Source organism: Paenibacillus sp. J22P59, assembly GCF_059383895.1.
Genome location: NZ_JBXENX010000007.1, coordinates 121,759 through 142,874, shown reverse-complemented (window position 1 = coordinate 142,874; position 21,116 = coordinate 121,759). Strand labels below are relative to the sequence as shown.

General features: G+C 47.1%; 17 protein-coding genes. 8 read left to right on the top strand and 9 right to left on the bottom strand.

What is annotated here, in order from left to right; genetic code table 11:
• Positions 1 to 606 precede the first annotated feature (606 nt).
• Complete coding sequence (locus AC50YO_RS14035) at positions 607 to 978, bottom strand: globin domain-containing protein (protein WP_494847823.1); 372 nt, start codon at positions 976 to 978, stop codon at positions 607 to 609.
• Positions 979 to 1,180: 202 nt separating this feature from the next.
• On the opposite strand from AC50YO_RS14035, the gene AC50YO_RS14030 reads away from it, so the two are divergent.
• Both AC50YO_RS14030 and AC50YO_RS14025 read left to right on the top strand, forming a co-directional pair.
• The gene (locus AC50YO_RS14030; RefSeq protein ID WP_494847821.1) at positions 1,181 to 2,956 is read left to right on the top strand and encodes a stalk domain-containing protein; all 1,776 of its coding nucleotides are present in this window, start codon (positions 1,181 to 1,183) and stop codon (positions 2,954 to 2,956) included.
• Between the two features lie 97 nt (positions 2,957 to 3,053).
• Positions 3,054 to 3,806 (top strand): DUF3891 family protein, encoded by a 753-nt coding sequence (locus AC50YO_RS14025; protein WP_494847819.1) that lies wholly within the window; start codon positions 3,054 to 3,056, stop codon positions 3,804 to 3,806.
• A 58-nt stretch (positions 3,807 to 3,864) separates the two neighbouring features.
• Here the strand turns inward: AC50YO_RS14025 and fabV are convergent, their stop codons facing one another.
• Entirely contained in the window at positions 3,865 to 5,055 is a 1,191-nt protein-coding gene (gene fabV / locus AC50YO_RS14020; RefSeq protein WP_494847818.1) for an enoyl-ACP reductase FabV, read from the bottom strand.
• A 189-nt stretch (positions 5,056 to 5,244) separates the two neighbouring features.
• A complete protein-coding gene (locus tag AC50YO_RS14015) occupies positions 5,245 to 5,451 on the bottom strand; it encodes an alpha/beta-type small acid-soluble spore protein (RefSeq protein WP_494847816.1) in 207 nt (68 codons plus the stop codon).
• Between the two features lie 149 nt (positions 5,452 to 5,600).
• On the opposite strand from AC50YO_RS14015, the gene AC50YO_RS14010 reads away from it, so the two are divergent.
• Both AC50YO_RS14010 and AC50YO_RS14005 read left to right on the top strand, forming a co-directional pair.
• Complete coding sequence (locus AC50YO_RS14010; protein ID WP_494847814.1) at positions 5,601 to 6,485, top strand: ATP-dependent DNA ligase; 885 nt, start codon at positions 5,601 to 5,603, stop codon at positions 6,483 to 6,485.
• A gap of 450 nt (positions 6,486 to 6,935) precedes the next feature.
• Entirely contained in the window at positions 6,936 to 7,577 is a 642-nt protein-coding gene (locus tag AC50YO_RS14005; protein ID WP_494848114.1) for an NAD(P)-dependent oxidoreductase, read from the top strand.
• A gap of 885 nt (positions 7,578 to 8,462) precedes the next feature.
• Here AC50YO_RS14005 and AC50YO_RS14000 read toward each other — a convergent pair.
• From AC50YO_RS14000 to AC50YO_RS13990, 3 genes are read right to left on the bottom strand one after another with little or no spacing between them, the layout of a single operon-like run.
• Complete coding sequence (locus AC50YO_RS14000) at positions 8,463 to 10,325, bottom strand: CotH kinase family protein (protein ID WP_494847812.1); 1,863 nt, start codon at positions 10,323 to 10,325, stop codon at positions 8,463 to 8,465.
• 15 nt (positions 10,326 to 10,340) lie between these two features.
• The gene (locus AC50YO_RS13995) at positions 10,341 to 11,051 is read right to left on the bottom strand and encodes a DUF4956 domain-containing protein (RefSeq protein ID WP_494847811.1); all 711 of its coding nucleotides are present in this window, start codon (positions 11,049 to 11,051) and stop codon (positions 10,341 to 10,343) included.
• Between the two features lie 3 nt (positions 11,052 to 11,054).
• On the bottom strand, positions 11,055 to 11,771 hold the full coding sequence (locus AC50YO_RS13990) for a polyphosphate polymerase domain-containing protein (RefSeq protein ID WP_494847808.1): 717 nt from the start codon (positions 11,769 to 11,771) through the stop codon (positions 11,055 to 11,057).
• 179 nt (positions 11,772 to 11,950) lie between these two features.
• On the opposite strand from AC50YO_RS13990, the gene AC50YO_RS13985 reads away from it, so the two are divergent.
• Positions 11,951 to 13,177 (top strand): purple acid phosphatase family protein, encoded by a 1,227-nt coding sequence (locus AC50YO_RS13985; protein WP_494847805.1) that lies wholly within the window; start codon positions 11,951 to 11,953, stop codon positions 13,175 to 13,177.
• A 65-nt stretch (positions 13,178 to 13,242) separates the two neighbouring features.
• Here the strand turns inward: AC50YO_RS13985 and AC50YO_RS13980 are convergent, their stop codons facing one another.
• The 3 genes from AC50YO_RS13980 to AC50YO_RS13970 form a co-directional block, all read right to left on the bottom strand.
• Positions 13,243 to 14,724 (bottom strand): sensor histidine kinase, encoded by a 1,482-nt coding sequence (locus AC50YO_RS13980; RefSeq protein WP_494847801.1) that lies wholly within the window; start codon positions 14,722 to 14,724, stop codon positions 13,243 to 13,245.
• On the bottom strand, positions 14,721 to 15,404 hold the full coding sequence (locus AC50YO_RS13975; protein WP_494847798.1) for a response regulator transcription factor: 684 nt from the start codon (positions 15,402 to 15,404) through the stop codon (positions 14,721 to 14,723). The genes AC50YO_RS13980 and AC50YO_RS13975 overlap by 4 nt, the downstream gene beginning before the upstream one ends.
• Before the next feature lie 145 nt (positions 15,405 to 15,549).
• A complete protein-coding gene (locus AC50YO_RS13970; RefSeq protein ID WP_494847796.1) occupies positions 15,550 to 16,410 on the bottom strand; it encodes a VOC family protein in 861 nt (286 codons plus the stop codon).
• 147 nt (positions 16,411 to 16,557) lie between these two features.
• On the opposite strand from AC50YO_RS13970, the gene AC50YO_RS13965 reads away from it, so the two are divergent.
• From AC50YO_RS13965 to AC50YO_RS13955, 3 genes are all read left to right on the top strand, one after another.
• The gene (locus tag AC50YO_RS13965) at positions 16,558 to 17,340 is read left to right on the top strand and encodes an SDR family NAD(P)-dependent oxidoreductase (protein WP_494847794.1); all 783 of its coding nucleotides are present in this window, start codon (positions 16,558 to 16,560) and stop codon (positions 17,338 to 17,340) included.
• 276 nt (positions 17,341 to 17,616) lie between these two features.
• The gene (locus tag AC50YO_RS13960; protein WP_494847792.1) at positions 17,617 to 19,221 is read left to right on the top strand and encodes an SAM-dependent methyltransferase; all 1,605 of its coding nucleotides are present in this window, start codon (positions 17,617 to 17,619) and stop codon (positions 19,219 to 19,221) included.
• Complete coding sequence (locus AC50YO_RS13955) at positions 19,211 to 21,115, top strand: hypothetical protein (RefSeq protein ID WP_494847791.1); 1,905 nt, start codon at positions 19,211 to 19,213, stop codon at positions 21,113 to 21,115. Before AC50YO_RS13960 ends, AC50YO_RS13955 begins: the two co-directional genes overlap by 11 nt.
• Position 21,116: the final 1 nt, after the last annotated feature.

The window sequence follows — 21,116 nt, the reverse complement described above, 5'->3', positions numbered from 1 at the left end:
AATAGAGGAAAGGCGTTCCGTTAAAGTGGTGGAATGAGGCCGATTGGGCCGAATAACGGAAGCGAGTGCCGTTAACGAGCGGCCAGCAGGCAAAATCGCGGTTTAATGGGAGTATAGAGGAACGCTGTTCCGTTAAAAAGGTGAAATGAGGCAGATTGCGCCGAATAGCGGAAATTGGTGCCGCTAGCGAGCGGTCAGCGGGCAGAATCGCGGTTAGATGAAAGTATAGAGGAACGCTGTTCCGTTAAAATGGTGGAATGAGGCAGATTGCGCCGAATAGCGGAAGCAGGTGCCGCTAACGAGCGGTCAGCAGGCAAAATCGCGGTTAGATGGGAGTATAGAGGAACGCTCTTCCGTTAAAATGGTGGAATGAGGCAGATTGCGACGAATAACGGAAGCAGGTGCCGCTAACGAGCGGTCAGAAGGCAAAATCGCGGTTAGATGGGAGTATAGAGGAACGCTCTTCCGTTAAAAAGGTGAAATGAGGCAAATTGCGCCGAATAGCGGAAATTGGTGCCGCTAACGAGCGGTCAGCTATTATGAAGCGTCGCTACAATAAAAAAGCAAAAAGGCGGGAACCCGCCTTTTTGCTTTTTTCATAATGGACTAGCTGCTGGGCGTGTTTACGAAAAAATAGGCGCTGCCGGATAGTCGCTCCAGCACGACTTGGCGCAGCTCTTCCGACTCGACTACTTCGGACAATGCGAGCTCCATGCAGTGCAGCCAGGCGGCGGCATGTGCTTCCGTAATGGGGATGTGCATATGGCGTGCCCGCATCCGCGGGTGCCCATACTGCTCCGTATATAATGGATCGCCGCCGAAAAATTGAGTGAGGAACAGCTCTTGTTTATCAATCACTGAATCAAGCTCTGGTGGGAACAGCGGTCCAAGCAACGGGTCCTTCACTACTTTGGGATAAAAGGACTCGACTAGCTGACGAATGGCGCTAGCTCCTCCAAGCGCTTCATATAAAGACATCTATGTTTTCCTCCCCTTCTGTCTAATAGAGTTAAAGCAATTCTTAATGCTTACTTATAGTTATCGTATATTATCGACGGTAAAGCAAGCGATATAATTGCTGGAAGGTACTGGGGATCGTCGAAATACAGCAACTTTTCAATCTCCTTAACGTTTAAGACTCTAGGGCATAGACAACTAGAGTAAGCAGAAGGAGATTGATATGGTTAAGAGATTTAGTGCAATGATGTTAGTTATTGTGGTTTTGGCAGGCAGTGCAGTCATTACCGGGCAACGGTCATTCGCGGCAGGGCAGCAGAAACAGCTAACCCTGAAGCAGCAATCCAAGCAGATGATCGACGAGCAAGGGAAGATATATACAGCAAGTCAGCCAACGACCGAAAAAAAGGGTGTAAGTTATGTAGCGGGCCGCTCTATCGCAGATCGTCTTGGTCTAACCATTCAATATTTATCGGCGACAAAGGAATATAAATTTTCAAATAAACAAATGGAAATACGTTATAAAGTGAATAGTAAGAGCTATACGGCGAATTCGATCAAAAGTACAGCTGCAGGTGCTCCTTACATACAGAATGGATCATTGATGCTGCCTTTGCGCACGCTAGTCAATCCGCTAAGTATGACACTTCGGCTAGATTCGAAAAATAAACAGATCGTGCTAGCTTGGAAGGCCAATGGAGAGCAAGGTGAGGTTGAACAACCAACGCCAACGCCAACTCCAACTCCGAATGAAGCGCCTGTCGCGATGTTCGTAACGGATAAGGAGGCTTACCGAATTGGAGAGACGATCCAATATGTGGATCAGAGTACGGATGATAACGGAATTGTCAAAACAGAATGGACGAATAATGAATCCGTCTTTTTCACATCAGGTCAGCAGACCATTTCACTTCGTGTAACCGATAAGGAGGGGGCGGTCTCCGACTATTCGAAGACTATTACAATAATGGACGAGGTTCTTTACACCAAAGAAGAGTATGATCTCATCCATACGAAGATTGGTGATAAATTCCCAATTGCCTCTGCCAGCGTCTTGCAGCTGCCGACGATTGCTTATACACCTATCAGTCAAGGTCAGCAAACGTTGATTCGAGCCAACAGCCCCGAATCTATTTATGAAGAAGGCATTTATTATCAAGATACGGTCAACGGCAATGTTCGTTTCCTTGTGCATCATCAGAACAAGCGGGCGACACCTGTTCGTATTTCTGTTGTAGCGACCAATGAGAGTGAGCAAGAGGTATCCGTCCAAGGTGGGAAAATAGGTATCGGAGGTCCTTCGACTTATGTATCTGCTACTGGGAAAATGTCACTGGCCCGTTATCTGGAAGCAACGCCATCGAATACAATGACGAGGATTCCACCTGGCCAAAGCCGGGTAATAATACAAGAACTCAGCAATACGATATTGGGTCCGGGTAAAGTAATAACGACACATGCGGATATTGCTGCCTCTGCTCCGATTAAGCTGTCCGTTGTCATTCTGGATAACGGTAAGGACGTGCTGCAATCTTTGCCAATGCTCTCCGTACTGGAATGGGATGGCAAGCATGCTCGCGGTACATTCGAGGGAGGTAACCGCTCAATCACGGTGAGTGAGCCGCTTGGCGCAACCTCTTCTCGAATGGTGCTGGCTGATCAGACCTTCGATTCTTATTTGCCGGGAATTGACGCCACTACAGGCGAAGCAGTCATTAATAGTGGGAATTATGGAGTCAACTATGAGCTGACGCTGAAGAGGGTAAGCCCAAATACGGTTATTGCCTTGAATGCGCGCGGGGGACATTACGGTGGAGCCTTTCTGGTGAATGGCAAGCTGACTTATATGACCAACGCTAACATTTTAACCAATTCAGGTGAAGCAGGCGTATTATACCGCACGGGGAATAGCGAAGAGACTGTAAAGATTATCTTCTCGCCAGCCTCGGGCAGTAATCTCCCTATTCATATGCTGTTCCTGCCACTTCCGAGCAAATAAGAAGCTGTGCTGTACTGGTATGATTTGCCTATGAGCCTATGAGGAAGTAGAATGGAGCTACCACTTAAATAGCCGCTGCAGGGGAGGTTGATTAGGAATGATTGTGTACGAAACAAAAGAGTCCTATGTCTTAATTGCGCAGCATGATCATGCTCGAATCTCTGGCGACTTGATGTCGGCCTGGTTATGGAACTCTTCAGAAACTAGGGCAGAGGATGTTATTATTGCAGCCTATGAACATGATCGAAGCTGGTTAGAGCTGGACAATTGGCCGCTCTGGAATGACGCTGCACATTGCCCTTATTCTTTTAAAGATTTTCCTCATACTATTCGTTTTGTGTTTTACTCCAAAGCATTAGATGCGCTTCAGCTTACGAATGAATATGCGGCCTTGCTCGGCAGCAAGCTATATTCGATGCTGGCTGAGAAGTATAACAATGAAGATATCAGACGTTTTTTAGAGCAAGAATATACAAGGCAGCATGCTATTATGGATAAATTGAATTTAGATGCCTCACAAGTACATCAACATCATGAGGCTCTGGTATTATGTGATGGGCTTTCCTTATTTCTATGTATGGAGGAGCCGGGCACACCAACGCAGCAGCATGAATGGTTTGCAGAAGGGTTTCCGTTATCCCTGCCGGAGTTCGAGGAGGACAGGCTGATGGCAGAGTGGAAAGGGTCGAGCACAGTAGAGCTGGAGCCTTTCCCATTCTCCAGAACGGTAAACACCATTCTTTATTACAAGGAAGTCAGCAAGGCGGCAGTTGCAAAAGAAGGTATAGCTGAGGCTTATCAGCAGGCGAAGCGGCAGCAGTTGGATGTAACGATTCGCAAGCGCATATAGCACAAAAGAGCGAAGCATTTGGCCATGGCCCGATGCTTCGCTCTTTTGTTGTAATCTATTATTTCAAGTTCGGGATCGCTACATCTGGGTTCGTGTCCGCTTCATAATCCACGCCTTCGGTCTCGAAGCCGAATAGCTGGAAGAACTCGCGGCGATAGCCTTCAAGATCAGACAAATCGCATACGTTCTCGGTGGTCAGATCTGCCCAAAGCTTGGCTACCTCGGATTGAACATCGTCGCGCATTTCCCAATCGTCAACGCGGATGAGCCCTTTGTCGTCTACGAGAGCTTGCTCCTTGCCATATAAGCGTTCGTTGAACAAACGGTACATTTGCTCAATACAGCCTTCATGCAAGCCTTTTTCTTTCATCACTTTGTACAAAGCTGCAATATACAGCGGTACAACCGGAATTGCCGAGCTTGATTGGGTAACGAGCGCTTTGTTGACCGAGACAAATGCACGGCCGCCATGCTCCCCAAGCTGCTTGTTCAAGCGAAGAGCAGTTGCTTCCAGATCATCCTTCGCACGGCCGATCGTACCCTCACGGTATACGGCATGCGTAATTTTTGGACCGATGTAGGAATAAGCCACTGTTGTCGCGCCTTCAGCGAGAACGCCTGCAGCTTGCAGCTCGTCCATCCACATTTGCCAGTCTTCGCCGCCCATAACAGCAATCGTCTGACGAATCTCGTCTTCGGATGCGGGTTCAATGACTGCTTGAGACACTTCTCCGTTATGGAAGTTAACGGTTTTGTTCGAGTAAGTATCACCGATTGGCTTGATGACGGAAGAGAATACCTCTCCTGTCTTCGGATGCGTGCGGCGTGGAGAAGCTACACTGTAGACGACCAGATCCACTTTGCCGAATTCGGAACGAATCAGATCAATGGTCTGAGCCTTGATATCATCGGAGAAAGCATCTCCTACGATGCTGTAAGACTTTCTGCCAGCTTCTTGAGCAGCCTGCTCGAAGGCAGCCGAATTGTACCAGCCCGCCGAAGCAGTGCGTGAGCCTTCAGCAGCTTTGTCGAAATAAACACCAATTGTATTTGCTCCTGCAGCGAATGAGGAAACGATACGCGAAGCGAGTCCGTAACCGGTCGAAGCGCCGATTACGAGCACGTTGCGCGGGCCCTCGATAGCAGGCTGCGCTTGTACGTAGTCCACTTGGCGCTGCACTTGCTTGGCGCAGCCTTCAGGATGCGCGGTTGTGCAGATGAAGCCGCGTGTTTTCGGTTGAATGTTCATATGGGATATTCCTTTCTGAAATGAAATTCGTGAGTATAGACATGATGAGGACAACTCTATCCCATTTTACCGATTTTTAACGCTAAAGGGAAGTTTATTAGAAGTGGTTACTATAAATAAAACAAGGACTGCTCCCGTATAGGCGGATGTATCCGCTTTCGGGCCAGCCCTCGCTAGCTAGCTTATCATTTAGATGCGGCCTGCTATTTGTTGTTCAGCCATCTGAATCAGCCTTTTCGTAATAGAGCCGCCAATAGAGCCCATGTCGCGGGTCGTCATGTGTCCATAGTAGCCGTCTGCGGGAAGTTGGATTCCTAACTCCTGCGCAATTTCGAATTTCATCTGCTCAAGTGCTGCGCGTGCTTGAGGAACTAATAGTTGGTTGCTTCTAGCCATCTGTTCTCAGCCTCCTTCTTGCACTCTATTATGTGAAGCGAGAAAGGGGATTATTCGTCTCGTTGACCTGATATTACCGGATTTTTTCACAGAAAGATCATGTTACACTTGGTAGATGGAAGGACTGAGCCTTTGTGGATATAGAGTCTATGGGAATGGCCGGGCGGGCGGAAGCGCATGATGATGCCAATTGCTTGTTCGAGCCAATGATTAATGGTCATCGGATGTTCTTGTCTTTTGTCGGGAGGCGAGTTCGCCTGTATACAAAGCATGGGAATGAGGTAACGAGGCAGTATCCCGAGCTTATAAATGTTCCTCTGCGGGAACCGATTGATGTCCTATTGGACGGAGAAGCTGCTTACCTGAATCCATTGACGAATGAAATAGAATTCGAGACGCTAATGGATCGTTATCGCCTGAAGGGGCAAGCGCGGATTCGTGAAGGTGCAGCCAGGCATCCGATTCGCTATTATGTGTTTGATATCCTGTATTATAAAGGCGAGGACGTGCGGCAATGGACGCTGCTTGAGCGAAAACAATTGCTGAATGAGCTTATGGACAATAATGCATTCTTTTATAAGATGCCTTATGTTGAGAATAAAGGTCTTGCAATGTTCGATGCGGTCAAGCAGCTGAAGCTCGAAGGTGTAGCCATGAAGCCGCTGGACAGCGCTTATGGGATGGATGGGGCGGCGAACAGCTGGAGTAAAATCATCAATTATCAATACGCTGACCTTGCTATTACAGCTGCACGCAAAGGCCAGTTCGGGTGGTTAGCCGAGCAAGAAGGCCGTCAGGTAGCAATTATAGATCATGCTGTATCATCGGAACAGCAAGAATATGTTCATAGAGCCGCTGTCTTAGAGGGGGAAGACCGCAATTATACCTACTACAAGCATGGTTTGCGAGCGAAGGTTCGTTATCGCAATTGGACAAGGGAGGGCATGCTTCGTAAGCCGGAGCTTTTGTTTTTTTATAAGAATGCTGAAGTGAAAGTTTCGAGAGCAGGTTTTAGAAATTCGAATTTCCTCTAAATTAGATGCTAATGGGCACATATTCTATTTCTAATACAAGGTGGTTATACAGTTTTTTTGTGCCTATTGGTCTTCATTAGAAGTCTAGACTCGTGAATGGTGAGGATGGTTTCGTTGAGCAGGGTGAACATTTTATAGAGAGAATGGCCTCACTGAAAAGTGGGGCTATTTTTATATAGGCGGTTGAGTGCTTGTGAATAGAGTAAATGTCGGCTAATTGTTCTCTGAGTGACTTGGGCTGGAAAGCGGCGGATGTGGGACAAGCTTCGCAACAAGCAATTTTACACGCTGTCAATCAATAGGGTTATTCGGTTAGATTCAAATAGGGATTGGCATACTACATAATCAAATAGAGATTGGCAGACTATATAAGGTCTGAGTTGACAAATACTCTACATGTAACTATGATAGTTACATGTAGAGTATTTAAATTAATGGAGGTCGATCATGATGAACATAGCAGTGATAGGGGCAAGCGGCAAAGCAGGAAGCTCAATTATGAAAGAAGCATTGGATAGAGGGCATCAGGTAACAGCAGTTGTAAGAGATGCGAACAAAGTACAAGATAGCAGGGCAGAGGTTATTGAGAAGGATATTTTCGCTCTTACTGCCGCAGATTTGAATGCATTTGATGTAGTTGTCAATGCTTTTGGCGCACCGCTTGATGAAGCGCATTTGCATGTGGATGCTGGCAACATATTAATTGAAGCACTTCAACAGGGAGCATCTGGCACTAGATTAATCGTTGTTGGTGGAGCGGGCAGCCTATTCGTTGATCCGGATAAAACAATACGAGTCATTGATACGCCCGGCTTTCCTGATATGTTCAAGCCAACAGCATCGAACCAAGGCAAAAATCTGGAGATTCTGCAGTCGACAACAGGCATCAATTGGACGTTCGTCAGCCCTTCGGCAGAATTCGCTGTAGGCAAGCGCACAGGCAGTTATTTGAAGGGAAAAGATCATTTGCTGGTGAATGCAAAGGGCAATAGCTATGTAAGCTATGAGGATTATGCGATAGCAATTGTCGATGAAATCGAGAATCCGCAGCACCAGAACGGAAGATTCACCGTAGCTTCTGAGAATGAATAGTAAGGCTACAGAGTGAGAACAGCAGGTTGACAGAGAGTTACCTGTAGGATTGTAATCTCAGCTTGTTTGTATTAATTAAGCGACGGCATATCAGAACCTTCGTATCCACGTTTTCAGTGGGTTCGAAGGTTCTTTCTTTTTAGATAAGGGTTTTATTTAAGGAATGTAGTGATTCTTTTTGAATAATTCGTCTGGCTTGTTGGAGGTCCCTCCGGAACGCTTGTAATTCGCTAATTAGATGGGGCGACGCGTGGCTATGAGGCAAATTCACATAAGTATGAGGGAAAACTTCTATAATTGTTGCGAAAAGCGTAGGAATTTCGAAGGTATGAGGGTAACCTCATACCTCAGGAAGCTAGGTTCTTGAGCTATGAGGCTAGCCTCATACAATACTTATCGAGCAGGATGATCACATCTTATGAATGAGGCTAGCTTCATATAAGCGTGAGGATACTCGTATGCTTGCAATTGAAGTACGGTGAATGGAAGAAAACGCTCCGTAGGTTAGTTAAAAGATGCGATATGCGGATTTTGTGCGGGTAATGTAGCATTTAAGCAGAAGGGGAAGCAGAAGCAGAAGTTGGAGTCGTCGATCATAGTATGGGGGATAGAGGATTTTGAGTTAAGTAGATGGGGAGAACGTTGCTATGAGGCAGATTCATATAAGTAGGAGGGAAGGCGCCTATATTTGTTGGGAACAGTAAAGGAAACTGGGGTGGATGAGGTTAACCCATCCCTTAGGAAGCTAGGCTCTTGAGCTAAGAGGCTAACCTCATATCATGCTTATCGAACGGGACGTATGGATAAGGAGAGGATATTCCAAAAGCCTGAAGCTTTTGGAATATCCTCTTGATAAATACTTCGAGGAGGAGATTGTTCGTTCGTCTACAAACGCTTGCGATTGTACAGGGCAATAAATAAACATGCCAGCAACAAAATCACAATAGCGATACCTGTTGTAATGGCAGCTTCGGTACTGCCTTGCTGCTGGTTGGTTGGCCCGCCAGGGCCGCCACCTCCAGGCCCAGCACCGAATCCACCGCCGCCAAATCCGCCGCCCATTCGGTCAGGTCCTCCTTGCATTCCTCCTTGCTGGTCTGGCATCTGACCGTTTGGTCTGTTCGGCCATTGCTGTCCATCGGTGTTTGCAGGTGGTGCGGCATCATTATTTCCATTTGCTTGTCCATTCGAGGAGTCTAATGGAGCATTCTCCGATGCTGTATTAGCAGCAGTGTTGTTCTCGGTAGACGACTTTCCCCCTGTGGCAGGCATCTCGCCATTAGGAGTGGTGCCACCTGCCGTAGGCATTTGGCCCGCAGGAGGAGTTCCGCCCGCCGCAGGCATCTCGCCATTAGGAGTGGTGCCACCTGCCGTAGGCATTTGGCCCGCAGGAGGAGTTCTGCCCGCCGCAGGCATCTCGCCTGTAGGAGGCATTCCGCCGCCTTTGCCATTACCCCCCATTTGCATACCGCTGCCACTGCCGGAGCCATCGCCGGAGGAAGGGATAGTACCCGCCAACTGCTGGGCGATTGAACTGGTCTGCTGTTTATTGAAGGCAACGACCTGAGCTACACCTTTCTCATATTGTTCGTAGGTGTAGAAGGCGGAAGGGTCTTCTTTGACGTAGGAGGAGATCATCTCGCTGAGCTCCTTCGTTCGGGCTGCGAAGCTAGATTCAGCTAAGTAGCCTTTGAGCATTTCTTCTATAATGCTGTGGTATTGCTCCTTATAGGTCTCTGATTGTAACAGCTTGGCGACCAACGCACGATCAGCCAATGTGCCTGTCGTAGGCTCATCAATTAAAATATTGGACCCGCCAAAGCCACCAAAGGACATATTGTAATCCCATGGTAGGATAGAGAATACGCCATCATCTTCATATAAATAATAGTTATGTTTTTTCTCCGATAAATAGCTGTCCATATTGCCCGTCACTGCATTCAAGGCGATGAACCCTAATGCTTCTTTGACATTTAGCACACGCTCATACTGGCTGCCATTGTTCAGCTCATCGAGCATCTTGAGAAGAATATCTTTATTGGAGGTCTCCGATTTCAAATCAAGCCCCGTATAGGCATCAATCGACTCCAGCCAACTCAATTCGCTCCCGGTACCGCCATTAGCTTTGTAGAGCGCACCATAGGCATTGCCGAAATTGCGATTCAGATAGGCATCCCCGATCTGTTCAACAGCCAGATAGAATCCCCATAGCTTGCCATTGACGTAGACGTTGACATAAGAATATTTGGGAGTAGGAAGCCCCATTTGCTCTGCCAGCTCATAGCTTAGAAATTCCCGCATATAGGAGGCGTCGCTGAAATTATTATTGAGATTGATTTTGCTGATGCCGCCGAGTGTCTGATTCAAATATTCATCGAATGACAGCTTGAAGCTGTATCTGTCTGAATCGGTCATGCTAACGACACTTTGCAAGCTCAGATTTCCTTTGGTGCGTATGCCGACATTATCGAACTTCTGACCGTTATATTCCACCGTTGCCGTCTTAAATTCTTCATCTCTTGCGTTATCGAGCATATCCTGAAAATCGGCCTCGTCCAACGTAATCTTTACGTCAATGACTTTGTCCTTTGGAAATACCGTCTCATCCAAAAATTGCTCGCTCTTCGTCGTTTTCCCGGCCGCCGCTGGCTGCGACTCTAGGGCAGCAGGGATGCTGGAGCAGCCTGTTAGCCCAATAATCAGGAGCGACATACACAGGAGCGATAAGGCTATAACTCTCGCTTTCATCTCCGTGCGCACCTCCTAGGATACATAATCGCCGTTGTAGCTGATCAGAACGGCATTCTTCACACCCGGGAGCGCTGACAGCACGTTGACGAAGCGTCCTTCTTGTTCTTTCAAGCGAACTTCCAGCGTCATCTCAATATTGCCTGGCATGACTGTTTTTTGCTTCACATTGTAACGTTTCACGAGCTTGTTCATTTGGCTATGAATAGCTTTCTCGCTATCGTCGCCTTCACAGTTCACAACGAGCAAATAAGGATTTTCAACAGAACCGCCTTTCACGAAGAAGAACATGACTAGGCCAACAATGATCGAGCCAATAATTGCGAGCGTGAAGAAGCCAGCGCCCGTAACGATGCCCGCTGCGGCAGCCCAGAACAAAAAGATCAGATCGGTAGGATCTTTAATCGGTGTACGGAAGCGAACGATGGACAGAGCGCCGACCATACCAAGCGACAGCACAAGGTTGGAGTTAACGGCGATAATGACTACGGCTGTTACCATCGTCATTCCGATCAGCGACACATTGAAGCTCTTGGAATATAAGACACCACTGAAGATGCGCTTGTATAGGGTATAAATAAATAGACCGACTAGAAAGGCAATAGCTAAAGTAATGAGAATTTTGGATAACGAAATATCCGAAGTGAAATTTTCCGTAACTGAATTTTTCAAGAGATCGGTGAAGCTGTTTGACGTTTGATTCGTTTGCGTTGCTGTAGGTTCCATGGTTTAATAATCCTCCCAAGAATTAGTTTTCAAATATTTGCGGCAAATGACGTATTTCGAAGCGGATTGCCGATTCAAGCCTTCGAGCTGTAGAGCAGTCTGGATAGAAGCGGGAATATATTCATCGTATTTCACTTCCAGAATGATCAAATTGTTATCTAGTGCTTGAACAGGCCGCAGCGCTTGGTCAAATATATTGATCGCATGCAGCCCGGTCCTCAATTCCTTGTCGAAGGTAATCCGAACATTGCCATTAGGGCATACATAAGGCTCACGGACATAATCAACAATGACTTTGGGACGCAGCAGCTGCTGGTTCATCTGGTTGTACAGCTCAAGCAACAGCGGCTTGTCCTTTACATTGAGCACCTCGTAATCGCCGGCTATTATTTGATCATGCATTTCTCTGGTTAGCGGTTCTTTTACTTTGGCGATATAATCCTTGAATTTGATCTTTTTCTCAAGATGGATTACCTTGTCCGAGCGATTGTAAATACGAATTCGATATTTGGATCGGTCCCTGACACCGCCCAGCTTCTCATGAAGCGCCTTGTTGCTGATGTCATCAAAGTACAAGCTGCGGATATGGTATTCGCCTGACGGCCCTACATTCGCATCCTGCTTCATCATGCTTTTGAGCCGCTGCCTGATCATTAAATGCTGATGGTGATTAATGAAAAATTTCAACTCATGCCGATACTTTAGATTGCTGCTGTTCATCTGCCCACCTCGATTCTTTGATCATGCTTCCAAGAAGCCTGTCCTCTTGACTTTCATAAATTTATTGTAAAGATATTTACTGATTCTTATCTTAATGCCCGCTGAAAGAATGCTGAATGCATTTGACTTGGCTCTATAGGGAGCTTTATCGTATAGAGCATTGAAGGGAGGAGTTAGATATGTTCAATAGTCGTAAAGACATTCTAATTCTTGCGGGGCTAGTTATATTGCTCGTTCTGATCGTTGCAGGAATTAGCTGGTTCAATCAGGAGACTGACTCGGGCAAGCCTTATTCGCTTGTAACGACATGGAATGGAGATGCGAGCAATAGCCGGGCATTCACCTGGTATACGGACAATCTGGATGCGGCAGCTGTTGTGCAGGTCATGGCGAATAACGAGACTGCAAAGGGCTTTCAAGCCGAAGCTGCCATTACCATTAAGGGGACAACCTCGTGGATTGCTGTTGGCAGCGGAAAGCAGGCAGCCGTTCATAAAGCAGAGGCAACAGGTCTCATGCCGGGAACGGAATATGTGTATCGAGTAGGGAGCGGGGCGGATGGCGCCTGGAGCGATAATGCGAGCTTCTGGACGGAGCCGGAGGAGGATGAGGCTTTTTCCTTTATTAATGTGACGGATTCACAAGGCGTTACGGAGCAGGATTTTGAGCTATGGGGGAACACGCTGGATAAAGCGTTTGAGCTTTTTCCTCGGGCAAGCTTTATCCTCCATAATGGCGATTTGACGGAGGAGCCAACGGACGAGAACGCGTGGACTGCCTTTTTTGAACAAGCTCGCCCATGGGTGACTTCAGTTCCTCTCATGCCGGTAACGGGCAACCATGATGAGGTGGAAGGCAATGCTGATCGCTACGTCTCTCATTTCAACCTGCCAGCCAATGGGGCGGAGGGTTCGATACCTGGGACTACGTATTCCTATAATTATGGTGGTGCTCACATTATTGTTTTGAATACAGAGTCTAACCTCAAGGGACAGCTCGAATGGCTTCGAGAGGATCTTGCTGCTACAGACAAACCTTGGACAATCGTGGCGATGCACCGCGGTGCTTATGGAGGGAATGCTTATTCAAAAGTTAAAGAGTGGGTGGAAGTATTGGATGAATTCGAGGTGGATCTGGTGCTTCAGGGGCATAATCATGAATATGCGAGATCCTATCCGCTGCGGAATGGAGAAATATCGGAGGATGGAGCTGGAACCGTCTATGTCGTTACGAATACGGCTGGACAGAAATTTAATGAGAAGAAAAAAGATAAGTGGTACCATCAGGTGCATTTTCAGAACGAGAAGCAAATGTTCGCTGGCATTACAGTGAATGGCGATCAATTGATTTATCAGGCTTATGATGTAGAGGGAAAGAAGCTGGACGAGTTTGTAATTAAGCACTAGGCGATTGTCAGGCAAAGAAAGGTGGAGCCACTTTTCTTTGCCTGCTTGTTCACCCGCAGCCTCGTTTAAGGCTGACGGGGTATTTGTATGCGAAAAATACTCCCTTTGCCTTCTTCACTCTCTACTGTAATTGCAGCCCCATGCGCCTCTATGATTGCTTTTGTAATGGCTAATCCGAGTCCTGCACCGCCTGCTGTCCGCACACGGGAGGCTTCGCCTCGATAGAAACGCTCGAACAGATGAGGCAATTGCTCCTTGCGTATGCCCGTACCGTTATCCTTAACGGCAAGCTCAAGGCTATCGTCATCGCCTCGAAGAGAAATGGTTATGATGCCCGTGAGGGAATCAGTATGCTGAACGGCGTTCAGGAATAGGTTGAGAATGACTTGCTTCATTTGATCAGGGTTGCAGATGGCCTCAGCACCTGTCATGAGGTCAAGCTGAACGGTTCGGCTGCCAGCCAGCAGATCAAGCTCAGCCTCCATTTCGCGTAGCCATAAATCGATTCTGATAGTCATTGTAGTCATCGCAGGCATCTGGTCCAGCTTGGCAAGCAGCAGCAAGTCCTCCACCAGCCGGTTGATTCGTTGCGATTCCAATTGCATGCTTGTCAGCGCTTTGTAGAGTTGCTCAGGATTGCTCGCAGCACCGCGAAGCAGCACCTCCAGAAATCCTTGTATCGAGGTCAGCGGTGTGCGCAGCTCATGGGAAGCGTCTGCAATGAATCGCCTCATAAGTGCTGTCGTCTTGCGCTCGGCTTCGAAGGAGGTATCGAGCCGTTCCAGCATATCTTTATAAGCCGCTGATAGCTGTTCAATTTCATGCTGCCCTTGGTGAAGAGGAAGCGATTGTGTCAGATTGCCTGCATTGGTCTGGCCTACAGCCTTTATAATTTGAGAAAGGGGCTGCAGCGTTTTGCGAAGGAGAGGCAAATAGAGTGACAGCCCGGCAGCTAGAGCAAGTAAGGACAAGCCGGAGAATATGGCTAGCTGAGTATGGAGCACGTTCTTGAGAGCGGCTGTCTCCGCTGCTGCTTGCAGCAAGGTGGTCGAGCGGTCAGGCGGTCCTTGCATGCGGAATACGACAAGTTGCTCGATGCCATCGGCATTGTCAATAATCTGATAGGCGGCTTGCTCGTGATTGATTAGCGCCTCTCTGATCTGGGCATATTGCTGTGCCGATAATTGAGGCGGCTTGACGGCTCCTGGCATGGTGAGGTTGATAAAGCCCCTTTTGCTGTCGATAACAGCGAGCGTCAAGCCCGGCTGATAGATCAGAGTGGGCTCCGGCTCCGGCGCTCTTCCTGGCGGAGGAAGCATTGCAGCATCGTTAGAAGGAGGAGGAACCGGCCATACTTTAGGCCAAGCCTGAAGTTGGGCCACTAACGCATCCGCTTTATTGTTATAAATGAAGTCCTTCATCAATAGGTACTGCAAGGTTCCGATCATAATGAGAAGAACGGCAAGCAGGAGCAAAGAGCGCTGGAGGAGCTGGTATCGCAAAGAGCCGGGACGCAGCAGCTTTGATAACAAGCCGCGAGCGCTCATCGCAGATCCACCCTGTATCCGGCTCCACGCAGTGTGCGTATGAGCGAATGATTCTTGTCTTGCAGCTTGTCTCGCAAGGAGCGGATGTACACCTCGACGATATTATCTTCTCCTCCGAATTGATACCCCCATACTTTGTCCAGAATTGTAGCTTTGCTTAAGACTACGCCATGATTCATGACGATATATTTCAGCAGCTCGTATTCGGTAGGGGACAGCTCCAGCACCTTGCCTTGGTAAGCCAACTCTTTTCTTCGTTCGTCGATATGGAATGGGCCGTAGGAAACAGCTGCCAGCAAATGGGGGAACTGATTGCGTAGTCTTGCATGTATACGCGCTAGCAGCTCCTCGAAGCTGAATGGCTTCACCATATAATCGTCTGCGCCGAGTGTCAATCCTTTGACACGATCCTCAACTTCATCTTTGGCGGTAAGCATAATAACCGCGGCATCTATATGAGCTTGTTTCATCTGCTCGCATACCTCGAAGCCGCTCAGCAATGGCATCATAATATCGAGAATAACGATATGTGGCTGGAATTCACGAATAAGCTGCAAGGCTGCAATGCCATCTGCAGCAGTTTTTATATGGAAGCCCTCGTTAATAAGTCCTAATTCTAAAAACTGTAAAATATGCGGCTCATCATCAGCGAGCAATAATTTAATGCCAGTAGTGGACATGCTGTCTAATAGCCTCCTTAAGCGATATCATGTTCAGAATGACTTTATTATGAACAATCAAGGCGGTCAGGACAAGTAGCAATAAGCTGCCTCCCGCATATGTGAGGGAGGCAGCTTAACCATTCCGTATAGGTTTGAACTGGATTTATTGAATCATTAGCTTAATCTGAATACGGGAAGGATCGATGATGAAGGCTGCGCCGTCTTTCTCTGTTACGCGCACACCGGCTGTCAGCAAGCGCTCTAATACAGCCGTAAATTCGGCGCTGCTCGGATAGACAATGGTGAAATAATCAAGCCCTGTCGCGTCAGGAGCTGGTGGCGGAGCACCGATGCCAGCCCAAATATTAAGCCCAATATGATGGTGATAACCGCCTGCGGAGACGAATAGCGCTCTGAAATCAACGTAATCCCCGACGATATCGAAGCCAAGCAGACCGTTATAAAAGGCTCTCGATTCTGGAATACCTACAGTATGAAGATGGATATGCCCCATAATGGTGCCTGCAGGCATCTTGCTTTCGGTAAGCTCTCCGGCTTCTTCCAGCAAGCCTTTCCAATCAAGCGGGTTAGATGCCATGACATAATCGCCATTAGGCTCCTTCGCCCATTCCGATCTTGGGCGGTCCGCATAAATTTCGATGCCGTTCTGGTCCGGGTCGGCAATATATAAGGCTTCACTGACAAGATGATCGGCTTGTCCAATGTGAATGCCGGAAGCAATCAATCTTTTTAGAGCGAATGCCAGCGCTTGGCGCGTGGGCAGCAATAGGGCGAAGTGGTATAGTCCAGTCGTCTTTCTTCTCTGCGAGATGACAGCATTCGGTATCTGCTCAAGCTCAAGAAGAACAGTTGCCCCATCTGCCGTTAGGCTTGCGGTAGTTGTATCTTGGCGGAGCACGTTTAGCCCTACAACGTCTTCATAGAAACGGATGGATGTTGGCAAATGACTGATTTTGAGTTTGACTGGTCCGAGAACCGTATCTGGATGTATGGAATTTGCCATTATATGATGCCTCCAATTAGTTACTTTTTGTAATTAAATATAGTTTATATATTATGTGATGTCAAGTAATTGATAAGGAGAGAGGGAAGCGATAGAGCCATCAAGTATGGTACTATTTTGATATAAAAGCTAGGAGGCGATTCACGTATGGACTTGGGACTTCATGGAAAGACCGCTTTGATTACAGGAGGAAGCAAGGGAATTGGCTTGGCTACAGCTCTGTTATTGGTAAAAGAAGGCGCACAGATCGCCATTGCTGCTCGTGGCATTGAGCAGTTGAAGGAAGCGGCGGCAGTCATTAAAGAACAGACAGGAATAGAGCCTCTATGCCTATCTGCCGATGTAACCGTGCAGGAGCAGTGTGAGTCTGCTGTGGCACAGACCGTGGAGCAGTTCGGACGATTGGATATTCTCGTTAACAATGCCGGAACTGCGGCAGCTAAGCCATTCGAGCAGGTAGAAGGGGAGGCGTGGACCGCAGATCTGGACTTGAAGCTGCTCGGTGCAGTCCACTGTTCGCGAGCAGCACTTCCGTATATGAGGCAAGCTGGCGGGGGAGCGATCGTCAACGTGACGGCAATCGGCGGCAAAACACCCGGAGCGTCATCTCTGCCAACGTCCGTCAGTCGAGCAGCGGGACTAGCTCTAACGAAAGCAATGAGCAAGGATCTGGCTGGCAGCGGCATTCGCGTGAACGCCGTATGTATTGGCCTCATTCGCAGTGATCAAATTGAAAAGGTATGGCAGAGGACTGCGCCTGAACTAAGCTGGGAGCAATTCGCCGCAGACTCGCGTCATGATATCCCACTGGGAAGAATCGGACGGGCAGAAGAAGCAGCCAATGTAATTGGCTTTCTCGTATCAGAAGCCGCTTCTTATGTAACGGGAACCTCGGTGAATATAGATGGAGGCAAAGCAGCAGTATTGTAAGCAGAGGCTGCCTCTGTCTAAACTGCATATCCAAGGGAGCGAGATTAGAGTACAGAGGCTGGAAGGGAAACTAGATAGTCTCTGTACTCTGATTCGCTTTAAGATTAAAAGCATAATGAGAGTGCATGCTTCAATGATGGCGGACATCATCGCCTGCAGTCGTGCAGGCATGATTTTATTAGTCAACAATTATACGAGATTGGGATTATAAAATTATGGTATTTTATAGAAAATTACTGTAGGGTTAAGGAGTAGATATTATGGTGTGGAGGTCTGATGAAGCTGCGTAGATCTAGAAAAATAACGAAGTCAAGGAATCAGGCTGCGCTCTTTTCAGAATCCCCTATATGGTCGCTTCAACGAGCGTATTTTGTAGAAAAAGGGATCGATGCTTGGCGCAGCTGGGAGGTTCCTCATTATGTAACGAACAATCCGGTGCTGGCACAAGCTTATGCGGAGATGGTCTTTGGTTTTTTCAGAGACCGCCATCAGCTGACGGCCGCTTCTTCAGAGCCGATTTATATACTTGAACTAGGTGGTGGAACTGGGCGACTGGCCTTTCATTTTCTCAACTACTTGGAATTATTATGTAAGAAAGCCTCCTTTGCAGTACCCTCTTATTGCTACATACTCAGTGATTTGCCCCATAGAAATATAGAGTTTTGGACAAATCATCCCCGCTTGAAGCCGTTTGTTTTGCAAGGAAAACTTGATTTTGCATCCTTTGATGCAACGCGAGATGACCAAGTTCATCTTCTGCTTGCCGAGCATACGATAAGCATTCATTCGCTTTCTCATCCTATCGTCGTTATTGCCAACTATTTATTTGATAGTATTCCTCAGGAGCTTTATTTTTTTAATCAAGGCAAAGCTTATGAATGCAGAGTGAGAATGAAGAACGGACCCAAGCGTCACAATAGATCGCCTGCACAGCAGCTTCAACAGATAGCTTTGGATTATGAATACCAAGCGGTCCACTCTTTTGCTTATGAGGACAATGGTTTCAACAAGCTGTTGGAAATATACAAGAATACGCTGGAAGATTCGCATGTATTGTTCCCGCATGTGGGACTGCGTTGTATGGAAAGACTGAGGAAGCTTTCGAAGGAGGGCTTCCTGCTGCTGTCTGCGGACAAGGGAAGTCATCGGCTGGAGGAACTAGAAGGGAATGGGCCACCCGATTTGGTATGCCATGGCAGCTTCTCTTTATCGGTTAATTATCATGCCCTAAAAAGCTATTATGAGCGCGATGGGGGAACTGCTTTTTATACTCCCCATTATCATAGCCATCTTAATGTGTCTGCCATTCTCATGTTTCCTGAGAGCAAGAATTATACAGAGACAGACCTGGCCTATGAAAGATTTGTTGCTCGTTATGGACCTGATGATTTTTTCACCCTGAAAAAATTTGTAGAGCGCGAATGGAGCAAAATGACGTTTGAACAGCTGATGTCGATTTATCGGCTTAGCGGATATGACGCTCGTATTTATCAACAGAGCATTCCGCGTTTAATCGACCTTACAGGCAGCTTATGCTTCACGCAAAAACAAGATCTGAAGGCTTTGACAACTAAGGTCTGGCAGCAGTATTACCCTATTGGAGAGGAAAAGGATCTTGCGTTTGAATTAGGGATATTGTTCTATCAAATGGATTGTTATGAGGAGGCGATCTACTACTTTATGCAATCACATGAGCTTTATGGTGAAACGACAGCGACATTTTACAATTTGGGCTCCTGCTATTATCAGCTTCTGGATGATGCTAAGGCATCCGAGTACATTGATTATTGTTTAAGGCTCGATCCAGAGCACTTCCAAGCCCATGAAATAAAAATAACGCTTGAAGCTGCAAGTAAAACGAGGTCTGCTAATGGAGCATGATCAACCACAAGCTAAAGCTTCAGCCTCTGTAAAAGCGAGCAGTCCCACAGCTGCATCAGAGCCTGTGTCTGAAGCACGATCAAATTCCAGTTCTATTGTGGATTCCAATCGACAACTCTCTGCTGCTCAATTGCTGAACTTGCAGCAAACGCTTGGCAACCAAGCAGTGACCCAATTGATGAGAAGCAGTATGCCTTCTGCACAAAGGAGAGAGAAGCCAGCTATGCAGTTGAAGAGCGGCTTGTTTGTGGAGGAGAGTGCTGTTATTCAATTAAATGGCAAGGGCAAGAGGAAGACAAAAGACTCCGATCAGGATGATGAGAAACAGAAAAGAGAGAAAAGGAAGAAATCTGATGATGATGACAATGACGATGCAGATGCAGATGATGCCAAGAGCGAAGATGTAGATACGAGCGAAGATGTAGATGATGCCAAGAGTGAAGTTGTAGATGCAGACGATGAGAACAGTGAAGAAGACGATGAGGAAAGTAAGCGTCCCAAGAAGGAAAAGAAAAAGAAGGATACAAAAAAACAGAAAGAAGCACGGGAAGGCTATGCCAAACGGAAAGGATTTGCTGAACATCTGTTTGCTGAACTGGATGAGCGAACTAAACAGAGGATAAAGCTTGTGGGCGGCATAAGCAATAAGATAGCAGCAATTAATGGCGATGGTGAGAAAAAAGCAGTAGGACCAAAACCCTTTGATGATTTCCGCGAGCATCAAGCCAGGAGATGGATATCTACAGCGGTCTTTAAACATGCAAGTTTAATAGCGCAAGAGAACCCGGTGGAGATCCAGACTGCCTTGAAAGAGTCGAAGGAGGGCAAGAAGGGAGCAAGAGCTGCGGCAGGAACAAAAGTATTAGGACTGTCCTCTAATGATAACAAAACGAACAAGCATCTAAAAGAAAATGTTGGCAGCATAGAGGATGTTAAAAAGATGGCAAGAGAGCTCATTGACGGAAGTGAGTCGAATCCCGAGCTATTCAAGAGTAAGGGGGATAAAATAAGAACGCTTCGTCATTGTGCCAAACTGCTAATAGATAAGCATGGACAGCTTGATACCTATTCCGCAATTGCTGTTCCAACTGGTGGTACGGCAGGCTTGCATGCGGAGCTTCGGTTAATTGATGAAGGATTTGCCGACCCCGTTGGAGTGAAAAGACCCTGTGTATCTTGTGCTGTTGTCATGAAGAGTAAAGGGATTGATGTTTTAAGTACGGGGCCTTTTTGGGTTAGTAAAGCAGCCCTTTCTTCTATTTTAAAATTGGAAAAAATAAAAAAAAGCACGAAGGTTCAGGATTTAACGAGTACGCAAGTTGAAAAAATTGCAAAGCATGCTGCACCATTTATGGGCGTATCGGTATATACAAAGGTTGAAGGTTCTGCACCTACAGCGGAATATAATTCAGACAGTGAGTCGGAAGTAGACGTTGCGACAGTGACTTTGGCTGATATGGATAAGCAGGATAAAAAAAGAGTAACAGCTATAGCCAACAAAGTGAAAAGTGGTAGAAGCGTTAAAAGTGAAGAGAGCGATGGAAGCGTTAAGAGTGAGGAAAGTGAAGATAGTGATGAAAGAGAAGATAGTGATGGAAGCGATGAAAGAGAAGATAGTGATGGAAGCGATGAAAGAGAAGATAGTGATGGAAGCGATGGCAGTGATGGTAATGACGGAAGCGATGACAGTGATGGGAAAGATGAAGGTGAGGATGGCAAGGAGGGGAAATCTAAAAATAAGAGCTTGAAAAAAGGCTCCGTTGGTCCAGGTCGTGGACGTGGACGCGGTAGAAGAGGGAGAGGCGGGACAGGAAGAGGAGGGGCAGGAATAGGAGTAGGAAAACGAACGGGAGGAGGAGGTGGAGCTAAAGGGAAAGGAGCAGGAAGAGATTAAT

Coding starts and splice junctions, on each gene's coding strand:
- AC50YO_RS14010 (WP_494847814.1), top strand. CDS start 5,601: ATGGGAATGGCCGGGCGGGCGGAAGCGCATGATGATGCCAATTGCTTG.
- AC50YO_RS13955 (WP_494847791.1), top strand. CDS start 19,211: ATGGAGCATGATCAACCACAAGCTAAAGCTTCAGCCTCTGTAAAAGCG.
- AC50YO_RS14000 (WP_494847812.1), bottom strand. CDS start 10,325: ATGAAAGCGAGAGTTATAGCCTTATCGCTCCTGTGTATGTCGCTCCTG.
- AC50YO_RS14015 (WP_494847816.1), bottom strand. CDS start 5,451: ATGGCTAGAAGCAACCAACTATTAGTTCCTCAAGCACGCGCAGCACTT.
- AC50YO_RS13985 (WP_494847805.1), top strand. CDS start 11,951: ATGTTCAATAGTCGTAAAGACATTCTAATTCTTGCGGGGCTAGTTATA.
- AC50YO_RS14030 (WP_494847821.1), top strand. CDS start 1,181: ATGGTTAAGAGATTTAGTGCAATGATGTTAGTTATTGTGGTTTTGGCA.
- AC50YO_RS13960 (WP_494847792.1), top strand. CDS start 17,617: ATGAAGCTGCGTAGATCTAGAAAAATAACGAAGTCAAGGAATCAGGCT.
- AC50YO_RS13995 (WP_494847811.1), bottom strand. CDS start 11,051: ATGGAACCTACAGCAACGCAAACGAATCAAACGTCAAACAGCTTCACC.
- fabV (WP_494847818.1), bottom strand. CDS start 5,055: ATGAACATTCAACCGAAAACACGCGGCTTCATCTGCACAACCGCGCAT.
- AC50YO_RS14025 (WP_494847819.1), top strand. CDS start 3,054: ATGATTGTGTACGAAACAAAAGAGTCCTATGTCTTAATTGCGCAGCAT.
- AC50YO_RS13990 (WP_494847808.1), bottom strand. CDS start 11,771: ATGAACAGCAGCAATCTAAAGTATCGGCATGAGTTGAAATTTTTCATT.
- AC50YO_RS13970 (WP_494847796.1), bottom strand. CDS start 16,410: ATGGCAAATTCCATACATCCAGATACGGTTCTCGGACCAGTCAAACTC.
- AC50YO_RS14005 (WP_494848114.1), top strand. CDS start 6,936: ATGAACATAGCAGTGATAGGGGCAAGCGGCAAAGCAGGAAGCTCAATT.
- AC50YO_RS13975 (WP_494847798.1), bottom strand. CDS start 15,404: ATGTCCACTACTGGCATTAAATTATTGCTCGCTGATGATGAGCCGCAT.
- AC50YO_RS13980 (WP_494847801.1), bottom strand. CDS start 14,724: ATGAGCGCTCGCGGCTTGTTATCAAAGCTGCTGCGTCCCGGCTCTTTG.
- AC50YO_RS14035 (WP_494847823.1), bottom strand. CDS start 978: ATGTCTTTATATGAAGCGCTTGGAGGAGCTAGCGCCATTCGTCAGCTA.
- AC50YO_RS13965 (WP_494847794.1), top strand. CDS start 16,558: ATGGACTTGGGACTTCATGGAAAGACCGCTTTGATTACAGGAGGAAGC.